The sequence below is a fragment of the Flavobacterium sp. JP2137 genome (assembly GCF_050562195.1).
In the GTDB taxonomy this organism is placed as follows: Bacteria; Bacteroidota; Bacteroidia; order Flavobacteriales; family Flavobacteriaceae; genus Flavobacterium.
Genome location: NZ_CP191647.1, coordinates 3,428,284 through 3,446,749 on the forward strand (window position 1 = coordinate 3,428,284; position 18,466 = coordinate 3,446,749).

The window sequence follows — 18,466 nt, forward strand, 5'->3', positions numbered from 1 at the left end:
GTTGCGACTGAACAAAACGAAGCGCAAGCGCAGTGGAGTGAAGTGGCATAAACGGACATTGGAGCCAGGCGTGAGGACAACGATAACGACCTGCAAGACGCCTGACAACCTGCGAAGCAAAGCGGAGCACCCAACGGGCGTCAAGGCTCTTTTTTTTTCAACTGAAAATATAAAAGTAAAAAAAGTGCCTTAACGGGCTGGCAAAGACTTGCGGATTTTTATTAAGGATAATCGAATCCAAATGTAATTTTAGTTACAATATTATTTTTTAACTTGATTTGAATAAAATATCCTGGCATTCTATATCTTTTCAAAAAAGCAGAACTTTCATAATCATCAATTCGATAGCTTAATACTATAAAATCATTGAATTCCTGTTGTTCGTATTCCTTCCCTTTTATATTAACAACTTCTTCCAAAGAAAGTCCCAAAGATAAACCAGATTCTGTTTTGAAATAAGTTTCCTCTGTTTGAGTTAAATCATTAGACTTTATAACCTTATCATCTTCAAGATAACCTATTTCAATACAACTATAAGTATAGTTAGTATTACCTTCATATTGGTAAGCTAATAAATACTCCTTATTTGATTTATTTACAAAAATATTAATAGGGCTTTCTCTTAACCTTTCTATTAATTTCAACGGCTTACTTCCTGAATAAATACCTACCAATGAACTACTATTCTCTAAAAATAGTTTTTTATTTATAGTTGTATCAGGAACAAAATCTATCAATTTTTCTGAAGTAGTAATAATGCTATTATGGTTTATTACTGATACTGTATCTTCATTTGAAAGTTTCTCTGAAATTATTTTTGTATTGTTCTCTTCTAAGTTAGACTTAGCACTGTTAGATTGGCAACTTACTAACAATGAAATTAAGAAGAAAAAAATTAATCCTTTTTTTCTATTCATTAACATTTGGTATCTTCCTCCCACTTCGTCCATTGTTATTTGGATTATTATTAATATTTATATTAACAGGAACTGCTCCACGATTCTTTAAATACCCATTCAAAGTTCCACTAAAACTATTCAGATTTTGAGCATTCCCTGACAAACCAATACACCCTAAAGTTCCTTCATTATTACCATCAGGATGTATCCTTAAAAGACTTCGTCCTGTACTAAATTCTGGATTTAGATTATAACTAAATCCAACTCCATCACGATTCATTCCTTTATTATACCAACCTGTCGGACTTCTATCTTGAAAACTATTAACTGTATACAAACCATTCTCCGGAGCTCCATTTCCAAAACCTCCTGCAACACCTGAATAAGATTCTAAAGTATGTATTCCTCCATTATCAAAAAGAGCTTGAAAAGATACAGATACGTCTCCTATTAAATTATTACGCATTGAACCTGAGACACTTACTCCAACTCCTGTTTGTTCAGAAATTAAACCGGATGGACCTTTGCTTTGTTGATTTCTTAAAGACCATACGGATAACATTGTATTATAATCCTGGTTATCATTATTAAAACTAGAACTAGCCTGATTAAATGCACTTTCATCTACACGTACATAAATGTCTTCTCCTGGTGCAGTTATCCTCCTTAGTTCAGTACCACTCATAGACTGTATTATAATATCATCTTTCCTTCCTTACTCATCCCCGTAGGGTCAGTAAAGTTAATCGGGTTGTTTCCGACATAGGAATACGGTTCCATCGTTTGCTCTGTTAGTGGATCCACATTCAACCACATCTACTCCATTTTTACCTCGCGCGTCACTTCATTTTTATAAACTTCAACTTTCAACTTTATAAAAATAAACTTTTTTTCAATTGAAAAAAGAATTCTCACAAGATGTCTTTGCTTCTAAAATTGGAATACACGTTACCAACTTGTCCAAATACGAAAGAGGCATTTCCATACCCTCTTTAGAAGTAGCCGAAAAAATAGCTACTGAACTAAACATCTCGCTAGACCAACTCGTATACGGCGATAACAAAGCCGAAAACATCATTAAAGACAACGAACTTCTAAGCCTGTTTGTAAAACACAAGACCTCACTGAAGGGCAAAAAACAACCGTAAAAGACTTACTAGAAGCCTTTATTTTTAAAACCAATCTCAAAAAAGAATTTTCAATATAAATACAAAAATACCAACTTTTAAGGTTGGGATTTTTTGTTTATTCGTACCACACGAAAGGATTGACTCCGTCGAATTTCATTTCGTGCGGTGCGGGGCAAGGAAAGGTAAATGTTTATTTAGTTTTTATATATTTTTTAAACACTGTTTTATATAAAATGAGCCAAAATAAAAACAACACTATAACTTGCAATATAATAACCGAAAGGATAGATTTATCAACCACCACCATACCAAATAATAATATATTTACGGGAATGTTACTATAACTAATAAAATCCATAATGGATCTTCGTAATTAAACCCAAATATCTGATACTTAGGGAAACCCACCAAAACAACTATAGTTCCTATAAATACATAAAGAAGTAGTGGGGAATATCACCTTCATTAAAAGAGTTTACTTAATTCATATACTAACACTTTATAACTCTTATACTTTAGAAGCCATAATTAGAGCGAAAACTAAAAAGACTGTTGAGAGCAAACTATACAAAGTATATATAAATACTTTATACTTAGGTTTTCTATTTAATAACAAATCTCTTTCTACATCATTTAATTTATAATAAAAATAGTATGAGTTAATAACAATTAATACTATCATCGGTGAAATAAAAAAGATATAATTCAACCTAATAGTTGAAAATAAAAAATGCATTATTAAAACCAATAAAGTGGTGCAATTGACAGCCTGAACAAACGTTGTATGTATGACAATGCTCAATGGGGTTTCATACTTTGCATTCCTCATTAATTGTTGATAATAAGCTGCAAAAAAATCTAACCAAAAACTTTTAATAACGCCAATAATTCCCATTTATAATTATTTTATTGTTAAGGTATAAGTTTGGACTCTGTCCAATTGTGCCTCCTTGATTTATAAGTAGGAGAATTTGTTCCAAAAACAGCTCTATTGTATAGCTCACTCTTTGGTAGTGTATTCTCAAACAAAGTATACGTAGCACTATATAACAGTCCATATCCCCATCCTAATTTGGTTCCTATTTCTATTCCTAAAGCATTATTTCCAATAGAATGTGCTCCTGAAGCATAATTACCTTTATATATATTTATAGTTCCATCTGCATATCCTGCTAAATCCAATCCTTTTGACATTAGATTTAATCCTGTCTTCAAATTTTTTATACTCCGCATTGATTCTTGATATCCAGAGGCATATGTACCAAGACCTGGTCCTTGATAATTCGAATTATTCATCCGCAGTGAATTTGAAGCATTTGAAGCATCTGAAGCATCTCCCATATTATAAAAAGACTGCTCCATATACTTACTACTTAATTCCCCCAATATACCTGCTGCTGCACCACCGCCCAACTGTCCTGCAGTTACCACATTAGCTAAATTAGAATTCCCATCTGTTGCATCAATAGAGATTCCTCCTAGAAATCATTTCCACCACCACTATTGTCTCCCCAAATACCATCATTGTATGTCCAACTTCCTGTTTTATCTGTATGAACCGTCCCATTTGCAAAATTCCCTTCTGCGGGAGGGTCATAATTCTCCGCAATCATCCCGGTTGGGTCAATCAGATTGACAGAGTTGTTATGTACATAGTGGTATGGAGTCCATCCTGAGAACTGTTCCGCTAACGGGTCTACGTTGAACCACTTCTACTCCATTTTTGCCTCGCGCGTCACTTCCTATCTGCAAAAAATCTATTTCCTTCTCTATAAAAATAAACTTTTTTTTCAATTGAACAAAGAATACTGCAAGATGTCTTTGCAACTAAAATTGGAATACGTCACCACCGCATCCAAATACGAACGTGGGGAAGCAGTGCCGTCTATCGAGGCTGCCAAAAAGCTGGCTAAGATTTTACATACTACGGTGGGCTACCTGTTGGGCGAAAACGAACAGGCCGACCTGTTTAAAGATCTCGCTATGTTAAAGAGGTTTCAGGATATTGCAACCCTCCCCGAAAAGGAAAAGGAATGCCTGCTCACTACCGTTGACCACTTTATCAAAGCAAGCAAAATTTCTTTGATGTAAATGCCGGGCTTGATGTTATGATACTTTCTTCAATGCTTTTAAAGCTTCCTTTCTTATTAAGGCTTTAGGGTGGTTGGTCAACATTGTTATTTTCTCCCTTGCCTTGCTTGATTTCATTCTGCCCAATGCTTCTAAAGCGTGGGGCGTTACTTCTTCATCATCAAGCAAATTAATTAAAACATTTTCTGCTTTTTCAGACTTCACTTTCCCTAATGCGGCAACAAACATCTGCCTTGACATTCCATTTGTTTTGTCTTGGACTATCGGCAATATACTTTCAACGTCATTTTCTGTAATCGTTGTGTAGATTGTGTTTCCAATTGCCCAACGCAAAAGCGTTTTATCTTTAGGTGTTCGGTTGTATTCTGCTATTAAAACAGGACTTGCTTTTCCGATTGCTTCCTTTACTGCTAATGCTCTTACAATGCCTTCTTTAATACCAATATGTTCTATTCCTTCTTGTAATATATTAAGTAAAACAGGTATTGCGGTTGGATATGGCTTATCAGTATTTACTAAATCATAAATATCATTTACACTAATCCCAGCCTTTGCCAATTCGGATTTTATTTTGTTCGCTTCTACTACTTGGTTCAAAACCCTGTCGGGACTGGGAATTTTAAGCTTTGGCGATTGGGAAAAGTTAGGTTTAAAGTTACTTGACAAATCTTCTGCACAGTCACCACCACAAAAGAATACAGACCAATAACTATAGAGTAAATCTCTCCAATTATATTTACTTTGGGCTCCCAATTTGGGCAGGGTTTCATTAAGAGTCTTTCCAATCTCTTTATTATCGAGTTCTGCAATAACAAAATTCAAGCCGCCAAAGGCCGAAATCCCATTGGAATTCAATATCTTCATATCTGCTTATTAAGTATCACCAATTTAGGTGATTACAATAAGAGCACAAAGAATTGAATATTAAATATTTACCTTTTTTATTAACAGTCAGTTGCGGATTTATGGAAGGATTCGTGCGGTAGCTGGGGTTATTTGTTAGAATACACTGAATTATCTAAAATATAAATACTTAAATATTTTAAATCAGATTTTAGCTTATCAGTTCCATTATCACTGTATAAGAATATTGAATCATTCTCATCTTTTTTATTCATATAATCTTCTAATATACAATCTCCGTTGTTAATTATTTTCATTTTTGAATCCGTATTAACAATCAATTTTCTATTATACCATATTAAAGTTATACCACCTGTATTAACTGTCTCAATGGCACAGCTTGATGGCTTAACAATACCATAATATTTATAAGGAATCACATAACATATTCCTCCAATTCTTTTCCAAACAGTTACTTCTTTACCGTCTTCAAGTTTATAGAAACTTCGACTTTGGTCAATCGCAAAGCAAATAAATAAAAAAAATAATATAACATAACCGGCTGATTTAATATACTTCTTCATAATTAATTCAATCCATTTCTTTGTCTATTTCTATATTGCATAGGATTCTTTTGTCCCCAAATTCTATATCCAGCTGTGTGTCCTACTTTTTGGGCATATTGAGATGGTTTTCCCTCTGTAGCAAAAGGGTTTAACTGTTGCCATTTTTGCAATCCATCAAACGCACTCCTTGTATCACTCCAATTCCACCCTTTAGAAGCAGCAAAATAACCAGCTCCAACGTTTCCAATATCTCTTGCAGAAGCAAAAATAGTTTTTCCACTATTACTTTCCGACATATTATCAACACCTTGGAATAACATTCCTCTATAATGATGTTTATTCCATTGGGTAGTAGGTAATTCATTTCTACCTCTTGCCTTAAAATCATAATGTTTACCGCAAGTTGCATTAGGCATATAATCTAATTGTGTCAAACTGGAATTATTTACAACTTCATTATTTAAAAAGTCAATTCCAGAAGTATCATAAGTATTAATCACAGCCCCTTTAACAGCTTTTCCTTCTTCTGTTAAAAAAGAATACTCTGTCAATGATTCTCCTATCTTTTCAGATTTTTTATTATAATGCCCTTTTGAATCAGCTAAATATATACTCTTATCTCCATCTGCTTTTCCACTTACCACTTCATATTTTCCCTCTCCGATTTTTCTTACTCCAATACTTTCTCCACCTTCCTTACTCATCCCCGTAGGGTCCGTAAAGTTAATCGGGTTGTTTCCTACATAGGAATAGGCTTCCATCGTTTGCTCCGCTAACGGGTCTACATTGAACCACTTCTACTCCATTTTTGCCTCGCGCGTCACTTCATTGCTACCATAAAAATAAACTTTTCAATCATAAATACTAGTCTTATAACAGAAAAAAACTAACAGACAACAGGAATTCTTAAGTCTATTAATAAAAACACAAGACCTCACTGAAGGGCAAAAAACAACCGTAAAAGACTTACTAGAAGCTTTTATTTTTAAAACCAATCTAAAAAAAGAACTTTCTATATAAATACAAAAATCCCAACTTTTTACGGTTGGGATTTTTTATTTATTCTTGCCACACGAAAGGATTGACTTCGTCGAATTTCATTTCGTGCGGTAGCGGGGGAAGACATGCTTAGATAATTCTCGGTATTTTACCTTTAACTTCATTTAAATTAAAATACTTTTCTTGATAACACTCATCTAGTAGCAAATTAGTCAAAAAATCTAGATTGCCGATTTCTAACTCCACCAACTCAGCAATAAAATCTAAATATTCTATTCTATGAGTAATTCTATAAAGAAACAAACTTGCTAAAATTTGCTCTGAATGAAAATAATCTGAAGAATTTATTACTTTTTCAAATGAAACTACAATCTTATCAAAATAGTAAAATTTAACATTATTAGATATGTAATTCAAAGATGCTAATACAATGTAATTTTCGTTTGCACCAAACTTAGTTATTATCTCAAGAACACTTAAATATTCCAGGTTTAATGATATGTCATTAGCAAAATAAATTAAATCAGAGACGAATTCAGTATCACTATTGTTTAGATTTTCATTAATGAAAATTTCTAAATACCTTTTGTCATTCTCATCAAAGAGTATATATTCTCGTAAGAACAAATCTATAAACTCTTTATTTTCTACAGACAGAATTTCTTTAATATCATCTAATCCAAGCTTAATATCTGAATAACAAAAATCATGAATTAAGTTATATCCCTCTTTCCAACCCAATTCATTTAAAGATTTTAACCTAAAAACAAAATCATCTCTTTTTCCCTCCTTTACTATGTCTTGATCCTCTTTGCTGAGTTGCTTTTTCATGTGCTTTTAATTTTTGCTTTTCTGCCGATGTTCTTTCTCCTATAGGTTTAGTACTAATACGTTCTAATTCTTCAGACCCCAGCCTTTTATCATTATTTCCTCTTTGCCCCATTGAGTCAAAGAACCCAGAGGTCTTAATGCTTTCAGGAAGAGAAAAAGAAAATTGCATATCTTCACTACTTCCCGTCTGTATTGCTGCAGTCATTAGATATCCTATCGCTACTATTCCTGCAACTAATTTTACTGCCGGATGTGCTGTTTGAGGACTTAGAACTAATGTCGACGCAGTCGAAATATTCCCATCCGATTTTTTTCCTATTCCTGATGAAATAACAGAAACAAAATCTCCGTCAAATCCTCCTGCTTTATAAGCAGATGAAGTCGCACCATCTTTAAAATTAACATCTCCATTAGATTGAAACTCAAAAACTTGACCATTTTGATTTTCTCCAAGAAAAGATTTTGCTATGAATTCTCCTTTTATATTTTTATCATCAAGGTCTTTTTGATTATTTATAGTAGAATCGTGTTTAATCGTACCATGCTCATTCTCATACCATCCATCACTTTCCTCCGCAGACATCCCCGTCGGATCAATCAAATTGATTGGATTGTTGTGTACATAGTGGTATGGAGTCCATCCTGGGAACTGCTCCGCTAACGGGTCTACGCTCAAACACATCTACTCCATTTTCACCTCGCACGTCACTCAATCTCAAAAAGAACGCTACACTTCCTTTTTCAAATATAGTCCTTTTTGTCTCAAATTTTAACAGTTTTCTTTTCAATTGAAAGAAAAAAAACAAAAACGACTCTGGAGTTTTTCTCTGATTCATCAGCAAGTTGTTTTGAGGCACTAATCGAATTTCGAGTGCCTCAAAACATAACTTGCTGTGTTTGGCCAAACACTCGATTTTTTAATCGGATTTTCTAAATCAGATTAAAAAATGAGTAAACAACCGAAGGGCGTTAGTGTAGTTTGATATATACATTTAAGGATTTTATGTACGTACAAAAACACATCTTGTAATACACTTTTGACCATCTTTTTCTTAACTGCTCCACCTCTAGTGGCAAGAATGTTTTAAGTACAGTTTGATAAAACGTAGCTACAAAAACACATCTTGCAATACACCTTCCACCACCTTTTTTTCAAAATACTAAACTGATTTTTAAACAAATATGTATTTATGTAAATACTCTTTTACGCTTTTACACTTTTATGTATTTGCTCTTTTATGTATAAAAAACAGCCTTACACTAAAAAAATTTAGGAAGGCTGTTTTGAAGAAATGAGTAACAACAAGCTACTCTAAAAGTAAAAAAGGATTCAAAAGATAAACATAACCTAAACAGCTACAGGATATCGCACAATTTCTATTGGCTTTTATCTATTTAGATATCTAAATAGTGAGCCCACGCGTTGTATATGCTATTCACATTTAGTGAGTGTCAATAAGCAACCTCACCTTACGGGTGTACAAGCACCCTCAAAACTATAGTATCTAGCCTTCAACAAGTTCAATACCTGCTTTATAAGCCTTGTATTTTATTTTGGCCATTAAGTCATAATAACTCCAATTCCTTAAAACAAATTCCTCTTCTTTGGCTATCTCAATTTTATCCTGTTGATTCATTAAAATCAATGTTCCAACCTGATGTTTAATACAAAAGTCAATCAACCTCCTGCTGTATACGTGTAAGCGATAATTTACATAATTATTCTCCGCTTTGCCAAGCTTCTCCACTGCTTTTAATTTCCTTTTGACTCCTTTACCCGATTTAATAAAAGTTGCACCTATTTGAGCACGTTTACGGGAAGCTTGTATGGCCAATCTTCTGTATAAAAACTCTTCTTTAGTACCTATATAAAATCTTGCTTGACCAATTTTTAGAACTATGGGATACTCTAAGGATAAGGAAGCCTCTGCGATTATATCGGGTTTCAAAAAATGCTTTTCTTTTTCAATTTCAAATACAGGTAACCAAAATATTTTACCATCCTTTAGTTTAATATGCGAAGTACAAAGCTTGATTTCACCACTTATTACTTGTTCCAATAATCTTTTTTTATCGGTAAAATCCCTTCCTAAATACGTCCGGAAAGGAATTCGAAACAAACGAAAAGAAAAAGATTTTTTATCGACATCATATGACAAACCACTAATGCCCTCAAGCCCAAAAGGAAATGCCATATCCCTTTTAAAGTTTTTTAAAGAGCGTTCTCCTTTCCAATAGGAAACACTCTCTTTTCTAAAAGAAATTATTAATGCATTGTTCAAACACGCTAATATATTTGTAGGAATTTCACCCTTAAAATGATTCGATACTACGCGATAGGTCGTGTTCATTCGAGAGCGTTGCAATATTCCATAGTCTCCTTTTTTCTCGTCAATTAGCTTATACTTGATGCCTTCTGACAAGTAAAAGAAATCTTTAATCATTTCCTGAATGTAGAAATGAGATACAATGAAATTAGCTGACCTAAAGCACCTGTTTTGCCATCTATACAGAGTATCCAAAGCCTCCTTCTTTTCTTCTTTGGTGGGTAAGTCAATCAACAATTGGACTTTTCGAGTTAATTTGAGTGTCGATGTTTCCATATTAAATAGATTCTATTATTTACTATTGATTTTGCTGCGAGATACCATAGGCAATCTTAAACAAGTCGTTTACTTCTTTAGGAGATAAATTGAGCTCTTGGGAGATAGTTGCGAAAGATAATTTCTTTTCAAACCGAAGTTTCAAAACCAAAGACTGCTGTTCAGTCATGGTTTCTTGTGGCCTTATAATAGATATCGTTTTTTGTTTTGCTTCAAATAGTTCCTCCTGATGTATGATTGTTTTTAAATCCTCAATAGCTTTTTTAACCTCGTTACTTGTTTCAATAATCCCTTTTCCCATAGCCTTGGCTATAAGTTTGTAACGAAAACCATACTTTAAGCAGAGTTCTATCAAATGCCTTCTTTCGGCACGTAACAGTGGCAATACTCTTCTTATTTCATCCAAAAACTTTTGTTGAAAATCTTGCAGATCCAAATTCTTAGCAACATCTATTGGGTCATAACCCGCTAGATAATCTTGGTAATTTTCATAATCTTCCAATGATTTAACTTTCTTGAAAAACTTATTTCTGGCGTTAGTATAATGAGAATAGCATTCTCTTTTCAATACAAGTCTTAAGAAAAAAAAGATATGTTTGGGAGACTCTATTCTATCCCTGCGATCCCATAATATTAGAAAAGTATCTTGAACTAAATTCTCTACTACAAAGCTATCATCTATGACTTGTTTGCCTATCCAAAAAAGTCTTCTGCTATATCTAGCGTGAATTTGTTTTAAAGCAGAGGGATCACTGTTTTTTAATAATTCAAAGTCACTGTGTGCCATAATGAACTTATTTAGACGGTGAGTATACTTCCACTAGCGTGGACTTGCTTTTTCAAATATACACTTTATTTTCAAAAAAGATACTAATAAGATACTTCTTATTAGTGGTAACCAATAAGAGGGGTATTTATGAGATTTGTGATATAACTGTAAGGTATTATAACATGAAAGTAGAATATTCTAAAGATGAAGTTTTAAAAAAACTAGGAGAAAGAATAAAAGAACTAAGGATAAGCAAAGGATATACTAGCTACGAATATTTTGCTTATGAACACAATATATCACGTGCTCAATTTGGAAGATATGAAAGAGGTGAAGATTTAAGGTTTAGTACACTCGCAAGAATCATTTCAGCTTTTGATATGACCTTCGAAGAATTTTTCTCTAAAGGGTTTGAGGAAAAACAGCCCTGAGCTAAAGGCTGGAGTAATTTTTGGAGCGATAGCGCAATAAATTACTCCAAAGCCTACTGGAGTGAGGTTACGAACGAAAGTATGCGAGCCATCCTGCGAGTGGAGCAAGGGGGATGCAAAAGAAAGCCGTCAGGCGGTTTGCAACTCTGTGAAGTGAAAGCTGGCGCAAGTTTTTGTCTATCTTACAAAAACTGTGACAGCTTGTAACCCGCACACAAGGACAACTTAGCCAAAGGCAACTAAACGGTTGACCGAAGCCCACAGCGACCAGCAGGCGAGCTAAATTAAGTAAGGCGGTGGACGTGTTGCTTCTTTGTGTAATGAAGCGGTAGCACAATGAAAACAAAGGTGCAAAAACGGATAAAACAGCCTGAAGTGACGCGTTTGAAGCGAACCGCAAAGGATATGACAAACTCCAACCCAAAGGGCGGTGCAGTTCTTTTTTTCATTTGAAAAGAAAAATGATTTACTAAAAAAGTACTGCAACGGTTTGGCAAAAACTTTGCAAAGCAAGAACAAGGAACACCGCTTTTCCTGTTCGGTTTATTGTATCGGATGGTATTTGTTTACAGACAATTGCAGTTGCTCCAAGTCTGTTTGTTTATACGCCTCGGTACTGCTACTTTGTCTATGTCCGCTAAAGGTTTGTACAATCCGAAGATTATTACCTGATTTAAGCAGTAAAGCAATCACGCTTTGACGGATTCTCATAGGGTGGATTCTGTTGTCCTTCGCCCTACCTTCATTGATAAGCCTACAGATACCGTGGGGTTTTAAATCCTTGCCGTACTTAGAAATGATAAAATGAGTGGTTTGGGGATTAAGTGCTTTGCGCTCTTCTAAATAACGCTGTATTAAGACGATTTGATTCGCTTTTAAAGGCAATACCCTCGAATTGATTTTACTTGTCTTAGCGATGTTTATTTGAGCGTTTTCGAGGTCAATGTCTATCAACATTAGGTTGCTTATCTCCTGTACTTGCAAAGCTTGGTTTACAAGTAGGCTTATCATCACTTTATTGCGGTATTGCAATCGCTTATCTTTGGCTTGATACCCACTTTGCAAGGCTTCTAACTCTTCTTTGCTGTACAGTTTCTCCGTGGCAATAGCTCGGTTTACTTTGTCTTTAAGGGTTAGTTTAATACAGGGGTGGTCTGTGCGTTTGCCGATGTATTGTAAATAGCTGTAATAAATCTTTACAGCAAAAAGGTGGTTGCGGATGGTTTTGGGATGGGCTTGTTCTTTGCGCAGGTATTCAATATACTGCAAGACCTCTTGAAGCTCGGCGGTCTCTGCTTTGTCATTCTGATAGTCTGTATAGCGTTTAATAATGGTTTTTAAACCTTTGGTTTTATAGTTTTTCTCAAGGTACTGTTTTAAAGTCATAACTGATAGTCTTTGATTTCATGGAGCTGTTTTGAGCTGACGTGCGTATATATTTGCGTGGTTTCTAATTGTTCGTGTCCTAAAAAGATTCTAACTTGCTCCAGCTCCATGCCGTTTTCTAAAAGATGAGTAGCCACTGAATGACGCAGGCTGTGAATACCTATTCTTTGGATCCGCTCTTACGCTACTCCTATTTCTGCTAACAATTTTTTCAATAAACGATTGTACGTCCATTGTTTCATGCGAGTGCCTTTGCTATTCACAATTAAGGTTTGTTCTGAGGTGGTTTCAATTGACCCGAGGACGTTGTCCGAACTGGCGGAGCAAAAAAAAAGAAGATTTTCTTTCATTTTGTCTGTAAAGGGTATTATTCTGCGTTTGCTGTACTTGCCTTTAGGCACTATCAATAAGTTTTCTTTTAGATAGATATCTTCTTTATTGACCGCTACGAGTTCCGATACTCGAAGCCCACAGCCGTAAGCCAATTGCAGGATAACTCTCTCTTTGGCATTGCCGATTTTATAAAGCTGTTGGATTTCTGATTGGGTGAGAATCTCTCGTACAAAGTCGTCTTGTTCTCTCACTCTGGGTAATTCAATTTGTAAAAGAGTTTTAGTCTTTTTAAACTCAAATAGAAAGATAGAAAATAATTCTATAGAGCGAATGTGGTGTAAAACACTGCTGTGCTTTAGAGTTCCTGTTCCCTTTATTTTATTGGGACGCTGTTTTAAATAATCGTAATACGCCTTTACATCAACTTCGGTTAGCTGTAAAAAGTCTTTCTTAGAAAATTCTAAAAAAGCACCTACATTCATGTAACGGTTTCGAGAAGTTTCTGGTTGATACCCTTTGATTAAAAGGTAATCGTAAAATTGTTTTAAAGTAGTTTCCTCCATCCTTTTCATACCTATGACGTTTTTGCTTACTCTTGTTTGTTGTGTTTAGGGTCGCTAGTTTTTAATTCTTTTAATTACAAGGTTTTAAGAGGCAAAAAAGAACTCTAGTGACCCCAACAGCGAACCATTAGCGAACCAACGGTGACCCAGTGGTGAGCCACCACAGGCAATTTTCATCGTACTTACCTTTTTAGTTCTTCGATTGGATTCATTAAATAATCTTTTACTTATTATTTGAGTTGTTGAATTTGATTCATTAGATGATCTTTTATTTCAACTCGGAACTTGTGGTGGTTATCCCAATAACTGATTTTATACTTGATGCCCTTATTGGCATAACCGCCAATTTGATGAATGTATTCCAATTCTAAAAGACTGTTGATATAGCGTTGTAATTGGGTTTTAGAGATATTGAACTCCTGTCTGATTTCTCGTTGCATAAAGTCTTGGTGGTCTTTCTTTACATACTTTTTCAAGCGTTCAAAGAATTGTCTAAGACTGCCATCGAGTTCATCTACTTTTAAAACAATGCTTTCAAAAAGGATTTCAGTAGCTTGTTCTATATCTTCGATTTCGGTTATTAATTGATTGTCTTTTGTCAGCTGTCTTTGAAACTGGTTTAAAAAGGTTACTTGTTTAATAACCGCTTGATACATTTCGTTTAATCGTCTTATTTTATGTACTTTATCAGGTAGGTGGAGTTTTGTAGCATAAGGGTTAATCACTTCATACACCTTTAATCCCCGCACTACTTTCTGTATAAATCCAATGGCTTTACGACTTTCATTAGGGTCGATTTCTCCTGCATTTCTGCGGTTTTGGTAATTAATTATTTTGGCTGTCTGCCCTGCAGACTCGTCAACGGCTATCAAAAAACTACGACTCATATTGTCCTCATAGGTTTCGCCTTTGGTAGTGGCTGATAAACTGCTGAACTGTCCTTTTACAATTTTATGGGAGGATTTGTTGTTTCCCTTTTTGTCCTTGATGGTTACCGAACTTCTTAGTACCTGGTTCGAGATAAACTCTCGTAAAGCGTACAAGGCGTCTTCTTTAAGTCCGTCTAAGTCTTCAATCACAATTACTTTTTGAAACAAGTCGAACTCCCCCCAATTGTACAAACTACTCTCGGTAATTCTCGTAAAGCGCAACACATCTTCTTGGGGCATTAAATCGGCTATGCGGTTGATGATATGCGTTTTTCCACTGCCCGAACTGCCCTGCACCAAGGCGTGTAAAGGACTTTTGTTTAAATAGCTCAGCGTGATTAAAAACAAGAGCATACGGCTGTTTGCTTCTCCAACGATACCCGCTTTGCCAATGAGCTGATTGAGTCGTTCAATAACCTGAGGTTGTTGTAAAAAAGAAAGGTTATTAGTTAGCTCCTCGGTTTGTGGTTCGGTGCTTGGTGTACTTGTTTTAGCTTTAGGTACAGCCGTTTCTTGCAATAAAGGGTGACGGTTTTCTAGTACCAAACTGATGTAAGTATCTATATGCGTAGTTTGAATCAAATCGTCATTCACATCTTTGACAAGCACCGGTATCCCAGTTATTTTAACATGTGGATACAGGCTAGCAAACAGAGTTGCATACTCCGATTCCCCTGTGCGACCTGCCTGATCGTTGTCAAAACAAAAAATGATTTCTTCTAATTCTGATAGCTCTTTAATGGCTTGTTGGATTTCAGCATTCAGGCCATTGACTCCGTAACAAGCCAATACGCTGTAATTTTTCTACACATGGGTTATCTGCAACAACGAAGCTGCGTCAATGATGCTTTCCGTTAACATCAACTTTTTGGTGTTGGGATTTGGATACTGCGGATACAATCCTTGACGGTCTTTTAAATAATAATGCTTGGATTGATTATTGTCGATGATCGACCTAAAATAAAGGCTTACGATTTCGTTGGCTTTGTTCTTCAAGGGAAAGACGATTCCCTTGTTTCCAAAAACTTTATACGCTTGTCCTCCTGTTCGGCTGTTGGTTCCTGCCATACTCAGCAAGCCGTATTTCAAACATGTTTTGATTAACTGCTCTTCTTTGCGTGTACCGTGGTGGAATTGCCCACCGTTAAATCCCATTTCTAACAGTTCGTAATCCAATGCCCTGCTGTGACAATAGTCTTTTGCAAGAGGACTGCTCATCAAGCCCTTTCTAAAGCTCAAAAACATCTTGGTTAAAAAAGCGATGCGCTCGGTTTGGTTGGTGGGTACTGTTTTGGGTGTGGGTAGTTTTTCAGCCTGTGGCAGGTTTGTGATAAAACTTTTGCATTTAGTAATAGCTTCGTGTTTGCTCAGCTTTTCGTAATCCTGTACAAACTGGATTACATCACCTGTGGCGCCACAAGCGTGACAGTTGTAAAAGTTCTTTTCTAAATGAACCTGCAAGCTAGCCGTTTGGTCTGCGTGAAAAGGACACAACAACATATTGTTCTTTGGGCTTAAGCCGTAATGATGAAGTATTTCTGATAAACCGATACGTTGTTTGATTTCGCTGATTTCCATTGTTGAAAACTTTTGTACTTATTTATACATTATACAAATACATTAAAATGTATCTTTAAATGCATTTTAATTTTCAATTAATTTCAACATAAATACACTTTGATACGTTTTTACTATATTTGTGTATATAAAAATACTTTTACCATGAATATAGGCGAACGAATAAAAAAGATAAGGGAAGCTAAGGGTTTATCTCAAAAAGAGGTGGCTTTGTCTTTAGCTATGAACCCAAGCCAATACTCTAAAATTGAGAATGGTAAGGTTGACCCGCAATGCTCGTCTATTGAAAAAATAGCGAATGCACTCGGGGTTAGTTTAGCAGATATATTTACAGAAGAAAATAGTTTAGAAGACATAAACTCTATCGATAAATCTATTATTGAAAAAGTACAACTCATCGAGCAGCTCGACGATAAACAGAAAGAATCTATTTTTAATATTATTGATATGGCGGTTTATAACCTTAAGCTAAAACAAAGAGGGTGTGCCGTGAACTGTGTCACATAAATTAATTACACAATAAAAACGTAAATTAGTATTATGAATACAGATAATAAAAACACGGGATTTGATTTTGATAGTTTCAAAGAAGAGGCTATGGCTGGATTGTACCAAGGCAAGAAAATGGGTGGGCCTGATGGCATTTTTGCACCTCTTTTGAAACACTTTCTAGAAACAATGATGGAAGGTGAACTGGAACATCATTTAGCGGAAGAAAAGGCAAAAGGGGTAACTAATCGGCGCAATGGCAGGACAACTAAAACAGTTCGAAGTATGCAATCTGGTAGTTTTGAACTTGAATCTACCAGAGATCGCAATGCAACTTTTGAACCTAAGATACTTCCAAAAAGGCAACTCATCGTTACGGATCAATTAGAAGAAAACGTAATATCTTTATATGCCCGAGGCAGTAGCACACGTGATATTGCTAGCTTTATCATGGAAATGTATGGTATGGAGATATCCGCTAGTGAAATTTCCCGCATTACCGATAAGATTATTCCGGCTATGAACCAGTGGCGCGATCGGCCTTTAGAATCTATATATCCTTTCGTATTCCTAGATGCTATGCATTATAAAGTTAAAGATCAAGGAAGTATAACTTCACGTGCTGTCTACAATATTCTAGGCATAAATCAAGAGGGCAAAAAGGAACTCATTGGTGTATATTTATCAGAAAACGAAGGAGCAAAATTTTGGTTATCAGTTTTAACTCATCTTAAATCACGCGGGGTACAAGATATACTTGTTGCCTGTGTAGATGGTTTAAAGGGCTTTCCGGAAGCTATACAAGCTGTTTTTCCAAAGACACAAATACAACTTTGTATTGTGCATCAAATAAGAACAAGTCTTCGCTTTGTGCCTCATAAAGACAAGAAAGCTTTAGCTGCAGATTTAAAGCCGATTTACACCGCTGTTAGCGAAGAACAAGGCTATGAAAGGCTTTTAGAGTTTGAAGAAACCTGGGGTAGTAAATATCCATTAGCAGCTAAAGGATGGATGGATAATTGGGGCCATTTATCTACTTATTTTGATTTTGATCCGCACATAAGAAAGGCTATATACACTACTAATGCGATAGAGGCCATGCATAGACAGGTTAGAAAAGTAACTAAAACCAAAGGAGCTTTTACCTCGGATCAATCATTGCTTAAGCTAATATATTTAGTCATTAAAAATGTTTCTAAGAAATGGACGATGCCAATTCACAATTGGGGTTTGACTATGTCGCAGCTTTATATTAAATTTGGGGATAGGCTACTGCCGTAAAGACCCTCCTTTTTCTTAGCTCTGGGACTTAAGTCCCAGAGCTAAGAAAAAGGAGATGACACAGTTTGTGTTACACTCCCAAAACAAACGCTCTCTAATGCCCTGCAACTATAAAACAAAATCCCAACCGTAAAAAGTTGGGATTTGTTGTTTATTCGTACCACACGAAGGGATTGACTTCGTCGAATTACATTTCGTGCAGTAGCGGAGGAACTAGTTAAGAAATACTCTATCTTAATTGACTCCATAATTCTTTATATGTTACTTTATAATTCAAAGTTTTAATTGAATATAAATCACCTCTATACCCCATATCTAATTTTATAACTCCATATTCCCATTCACTATCATAATTTTGTATTGAAGGAATTCTAACACTGTCTCTATTAACATTATAATTAGGCTGTAACCTCCTAACTAAAATACTATAAATAGAATCAAGTTTCATAGAAGAAATACTTATCTCTTCACGTATAGGATTTGTTAACTTTTTCCTTCCTTCATAATATGTAATATATAATATTTTAAAATCAGTATCATTTGACAAATTTCCATCGTAAATTAATTCTTCTTTAAGTCCTAAATCTTGGTCATAGATTTCAAAATTAAATTGAAAATCATAAAACTCAAAAGCATCTTCCTTTTTTATTTTCTTATCTATAATTTTCACACCTCTATCTGTACATGAAAAACAAGAAAGAAACATCCAAGAAAACATTACAGCTAACAATCCTCTCATTTTCAT

The 18,466-nt window shown here is 35.0% G+C and carries 21 protein-coding genes and 1 pseudogene; 5 read left to right on the forward strand and 17 right to left on the reverse strand.

The features are described 5' to 3' along the window. Positions 1-221: 221 nt before the first annotated feature. The 3 genes from ACQZ43_RS15160 to ACQZ43_RS15170 are packed head-to-tail and all read right to left on the reverse strand — an operon-like array spanning position 222 to position 1,715. Positions 222-950 carry a hypothetical protein gene (locus ACQZ43_RS15160; RefSeq protein ID WP_430613530.1) on the reverse strand — a complete coding sequence of 243 codons (729 nt, stop codon included), beginning with the start codon at positions 948-950 and terminating at the stop codon, positions 222-224. After that, positions 910-1,584 (reverse strand): hypothetical protein, encoded by a 675-nt coding sequence (locus ACQZ43_RS15165; RefSeq protein ID WP_430613531.1) that lies wholly within the window; start codon positions 1,582-1,584, stop codon positions 910-912. The genes ACQZ43_RS15160 and ACQZ43_RS15165 overlap by 41 nt, the downstream gene beginning before the upstream one ends. Positions 1,585-1,592: 8 nt before the next feature. Further along, complete coding sequence (locus tag ACQZ43_RS15170) at positions 1,593-1,715, reverse strand: RHS repeat-associated core domain-containing protein (protein ID WP_430613532.1); 123 nt, start codon at positions 1,713-1,715, stop codon at positions 1,593-1,595. Positions 1,716-1,795: 80 nt separating this feature from the next. On the opposite strand from ACQZ43_RS15170, the gene ACQZ43_RS15175 reads away from it, so the two are divergent. Then, a complete protein-coding gene (locus tag ACQZ43_RS15175) occupies positions 1,796-2,047 on the forward strand; it encodes a helix-turn-helix domain-containing protein (protein WP_430613533.1) in 252 nt (83 codons plus the stop codon). Positions 2,048-2,537: 490 nt separating this feature from the next. Here the strand turns inward: ACQZ43_RS15175 and ACQZ43_RS15180 are convergent, their stop codons facing one another. Together ACQZ43_RS15180 and ACQZ43_RS15185 are read right to left on the reverse strand one after the other, a co-directional pair. Then, a complete protein-coding gene (locus ACQZ43_RS15180; RefSeq protein WP_430613534.1) occupies positions 2,538-2,924 on the reverse strand; it encodes a hypothetical protein in 387 nt (128 codons plus the stop codon). Between the two features lie 17 nt (positions 2,925-2,941). After that, complete coding sequence (locus ACQZ43_RS15185; RefSeq protein ID WP_430613535.1) at positions 2,942-3,460, reverse strand: hypothetical protein; 519 nt, start codon at positions 3,458-3,460, stop codon at positions 2,942-2,944. A 384-nt stretch (positions 3,461-3,844) separates the two neighbouring features. On the opposite strand from ACQZ43_RS15185, the gene ACQZ43_RS15190 reads away from it, so the two are divergent. Then, positions 3,845-4,120 carry a helix-turn-helix domain-containing protein gene (locus ACQZ43_RS15190; RefSeq protein ID WP_430613536.1) on the forward strand — a complete coding sequence of 92 codons (276 nt, stop codon included), beginning with the start codon at positions 3,845-3,847 and terminating at the stop codon, positions 4,118-4,120. A gap of 15 nt (positions 4,121-4,135) precedes the next feature. Here ACQZ43_RS15190 and ACQZ43_RS15195 read toward each other — a convergent pair whose 3' ends face one another. From ACQZ43_RS15195 to ACQZ43_RS15225, 7 genes are all read right to left on the reverse strand, one after another. Next, a complete protein-coding gene (locus ACQZ43_RS15195) occupies positions 4,136-4,984 on the reverse strand; it encodes a HEAT repeat domain-containing protein (RefSeq protein WP_430613537.1) in 849 nt (282 codons plus the stop codon). A gap of 128 nt (positions 4,985-5,112) precedes the next feature. Next, positions 5,113-5,547: a hypothetical protein gene (locus tag ACQZ43_RS15200; protein ID WP_430613538.1), complete on the reverse strand. Its 435-nt coding sequence runs from the start codon at positions 5,545-5,547 to the stop codon at positions 5,113-5,115. Positions 5,548-5,549: 2 nt separating this feature from the next. Further along, the gene (locus ACQZ43_RS15205) at positions 5,550-6,290 is read right to left on the reverse strand and encodes a hypothetical protein (protein WP_430613539.1); all 741 of its coding nucleotides are present in this window, start codon (positions 6,288-6,290) and stop codon (positions 5,550-5,552) included. Positions 6,291-6,657: 367 nt separating this feature from the next. Beyond that, positions 6,658-7,359, reverse strand: a complete 702-nt coding sequence (locus ACQZ43_RS15210) for a hypothetical protein (RefSeq protein ID WP_430613540.1) — start codon at positions 7,357-7,359, stop codon at positions 6,658-6,660. Then, entirely contained in the window at positions 7,301-7,942 is a 642-nt protein-coding gene (locus tag ACQZ43_RS15215) for a hypothetical protein (protein ID WP_430613541.1), read from the reverse strand. Before ACQZ43_RS15215 ends, ACQZ43_RS15210 begins: the two co-directional genes overlap by 59 nt. A 922-nt stretch (positions 7,943-8,864) precedes the next feature. Beyond that, positions 8,865-9,962 carry a hypothetical protein gene (locus ACQZ43_RS15220; RefSeq protein WP_430613542.1) on the reverse strand — a complete coding sequence of 366 codons (1,098 nt, stop codon included), beginning with the start codon at positions 9,960-9,962 and terminating at the stop codon, positions 8,865-8,867. 22 nt (positions 9,963-9,984) lie between these two features. Continuing rightward, on the reverse strand, positions 9,985-10,749 hold the full coding sequence (locus ACQZ43_RS15225) for an RNA polymerase sigma factor (protein ID WP_430613543.1): 765 nt from the start codon (positions 10,747-10,749) through the stop codon (positions 9,985-9,987). 164 nt (positions 10,750-10,913) lie between these two features. Here ACQZ43_RS15225 and ACQZ43_RS15230 point away from each other — a divergent pair, with 164 nt between their 5' ends. Further along, complete coding sequence (locus ACQZ43_RS15230) at positions 10,914-11,162, forward strand: helix-turn-helix domain-containing protein (protein ID WP_430613545.1); 249 nt, start codon at positions 10,914-10,916, stop codon at positions 11,160-11,162. Positions 11,163-11,705: 543 nt separating this feature from the next. Here ACQZ43_RS15230 and ACQZ43_RS15235 read toward each other — a convergent pair. From ACQZ43_RS15235 to ACQZ43_RS15250, 4 genes and pseudogenes are all read right to left on the reverse strand, one after another. Then, a complete protein-coding gene (locus tag ACQZ43_RS15235; RefSeq protein WP_430613546.1) occupies positions 11,706-12,548 on the reverse strand; it encodes a tyrosine-type recombinase/integrase in 843 nt (280 codons plus the stop codon). Further along, positions 12,545-13,453, reverse strand: a pseudogene (locus ACQZ43_RS15240) (tyrosine-type recombinase/integrase). Before ACQZ43_RS15240 ends, ACQZ43_RS15235 begins: the two are co-directional and overlap by 4 nt. Before the next feature lie 221 nt (positions 13,454-13,674). After that, on the reverse strand, positions 13,675-15,162 hold the full coding sequence (locus ACQZ43_RS15245) for a toprim domain-containing protein (RefSeq protein ID WP_430613547.1): 1,488 nt from the start codon (positions 15,160-15,162) through the stop codon (positions 13,675-13,677). A 15-nt stretch (positions 15,163-15,177) separates the two neighbouring features. Beyond that, a complete protein-coding gene (locus tag ACQZ43_RS15250; protein ID WP_430613548.1) occupies positions 15,178-15,951 on the reverse strand; it encodes a CHC2 zinc finger domain-containing protein in 774 nt (257 codons plus the stop codon). A 144-nt stretch (positions 15,952-16,095) separates the two neighbouring features. Here ACQZ43_RS15250 and ACQZ43_RS15255 point away from each other — a divergent pair, with 144 nt between their 5' ends. Beyond that, entirely contained in the window at positions 16,096-16,458 is a 363-nt protein-coding gene (locus ACQZ43_RS15255; RefSeq protein ID WP_430613549.1) for a helix-turn-helix domain-containing protein, read from the forward strand. Between the two features lie 33 nt (positions 16,459-16,491). Further along, positions 16,492-17,721 carry an IS256 family transposase gene (locus ACQZ43_RS15260; protein ID WP_430613200.1) on the forward strand — a complete coding sequence of 410 codons (1,230 nt, stop codon included), beginning with the start codon at positions 16,492-16,494 and terminating at the stop codon, positions 17,719-17,721. A gap of 229 nt (positions 17,722-17,950) precedes the next feature. Here ACQZ43_RS15260 and ACQZ43_RS15265 read toward each other — a convergent pair whose 3' ends face one another. After that, a complete protein-coding gene (locus ACQZ43_RS15265) occupies positions 17,951-18,466 on the reverse strand; it encodes a hypothetical protein (RefSeq protein ID WP_430613550.1) in 516 nt (171 codons plus the stop codon).

What these genes read in the sequence shown, in the direction of transcription:
- ACQZ43_RS15160 (WP_430613530.1), bottom strand. Translation starts at nt 950, where the DNA reads ATGGACGAAGTGGGAGGAAGATACCAAATGTTAATGAATAGAAAAAAA.
- ACQZ43_RS15165 (WP_430613531.1), bottom strand. Translation starts at nt 1,584, where the DNA reads ATGAGTGGTACTGAACTAAGGAGGATAACTGCACCAGGAGAAGACATT.
- ACQZ43_RS15170 (WP_430613532.1), bottom strand. Translation starts at nt 1,715, where the DNA reads ATGTGGTTGAATGTGGATCCACTAACAGAGCAAACGATGGAACCGTAT.
- ACQZ43_RS15180 (WP_430613534.1), bottom strand. Translation starts at nt 2,924, where the DNA reads ATGGGAATTATTGGCGTTATTAAAAGTTTTTGGTTAGATTTTTTTGCA.
- ACQZ43_RS15190 (WP_430613536.1), top strand. Translation starts at nt 3,845, where the DNA reads ATGTCTTTGCAACTAAAATTGGAATACGTCACCACCGCATCCAAATAC.
- ACQZ43_RS15195 (WP_430613537.1), bottom strand. Translation starts at nt 4,984, where the DNA reads ATGAAGATATTGAATTCCAATGGGATTTCGGCCTTTGGCGGCTTGAAT.
- ACQZ43_RS15200 (WP_430613538.1), bottom strand. Translation starts at nt 5,547, where the DNA reads ATGAAGAAGTATATTAAATCAGCCGGTTATGTTATATTATTTTTTTTA.
- ACQZ43_RS15205 (WP_430613539.1), bottom strand. Translation starts at nt 6,290, where the DNA reads ATGGAAGCCTATTCCTATGTAGGAAACAACCCGATTAACTTTACGGAC.
- ACQZ43_RS15210 (WP_430613540.1), bottom strand. Translation starts at nt 7,359, where the DNA reads ATGAAAAAGCAACTCAGCAAAGAGGATCAAGACATAGTAAAGGAGGGA.
- ACQZ43_RS15215 (WP_430613541.1), bottom strand. Translation starts at nt 7,942, where the DNA reads ATGTCTGCGGAGGAAAGTGATGGATGGTATGAGAATGAGCATGGTACG.
- ACQZ43_RS15220 (WP_430613542.1), bottom strand. Translation starts at nt 9,962, where the DNA reads ATGGAAACATCGACACTCAAATTAACTCGAAAAGTCCAATTGTTGATT.
- ACQZ43_RS15225 (WP_430613543.1), bottom strand. Translation starts at nt 10,749, where the DNA reads ATGGCACACAGTGACTTTGAATTATTAAAAAACAGTGATCCCTCTGCT.
- ACQZ43_RS15230 (WP_430613545.1), top strand. Translation starts at nt 10,914, where the DNA reads ATGAAAGTAGAATATTCTAAAGATGAAGTTTTAAAAAAACTAGGAGAA.
- ACQZ43_RS15235 (WP_430613546.1), bottom strand. Translation starts at nt 12,548, where the DNA reads ATGACTTTAAAACAGTACCTTGAGAAAAACTATAAAACCAAAGGTTTA.
- ACQZ43_RS15250 (WP_430613548.1), bottom strand. Translation starts at nt 15,951, where the DNA reads ATGGAAATCAGCGAAATCAAACAACGTATCGGTTTATCAGAAATACTT.
- ACQZ43_RS15255 (WP_430613549.1), top strand. Translation starts at nt 16,096, where the DNA reads ATGAATATAGGCGAACGAATAAAAAAGATAAGGGAAGCTAAGGGTTTA.
- ACQZ43_RS15260 (WP_430613200.1), top strand. Translation starts at nt 16,492, where the DNA reads ATGAATACAGATAATAAAAACACGGGATTTGATTTTGATAGTTTCAAA.
- ACQZ43_RS15265 (WP_430613550.1), bottom strand. Translation starts at nt 18,466, where the DNA reads ATGAAAATGAGAGGATTGTTAGCTGTAATGTTTTCTTGGATGTTTCTT.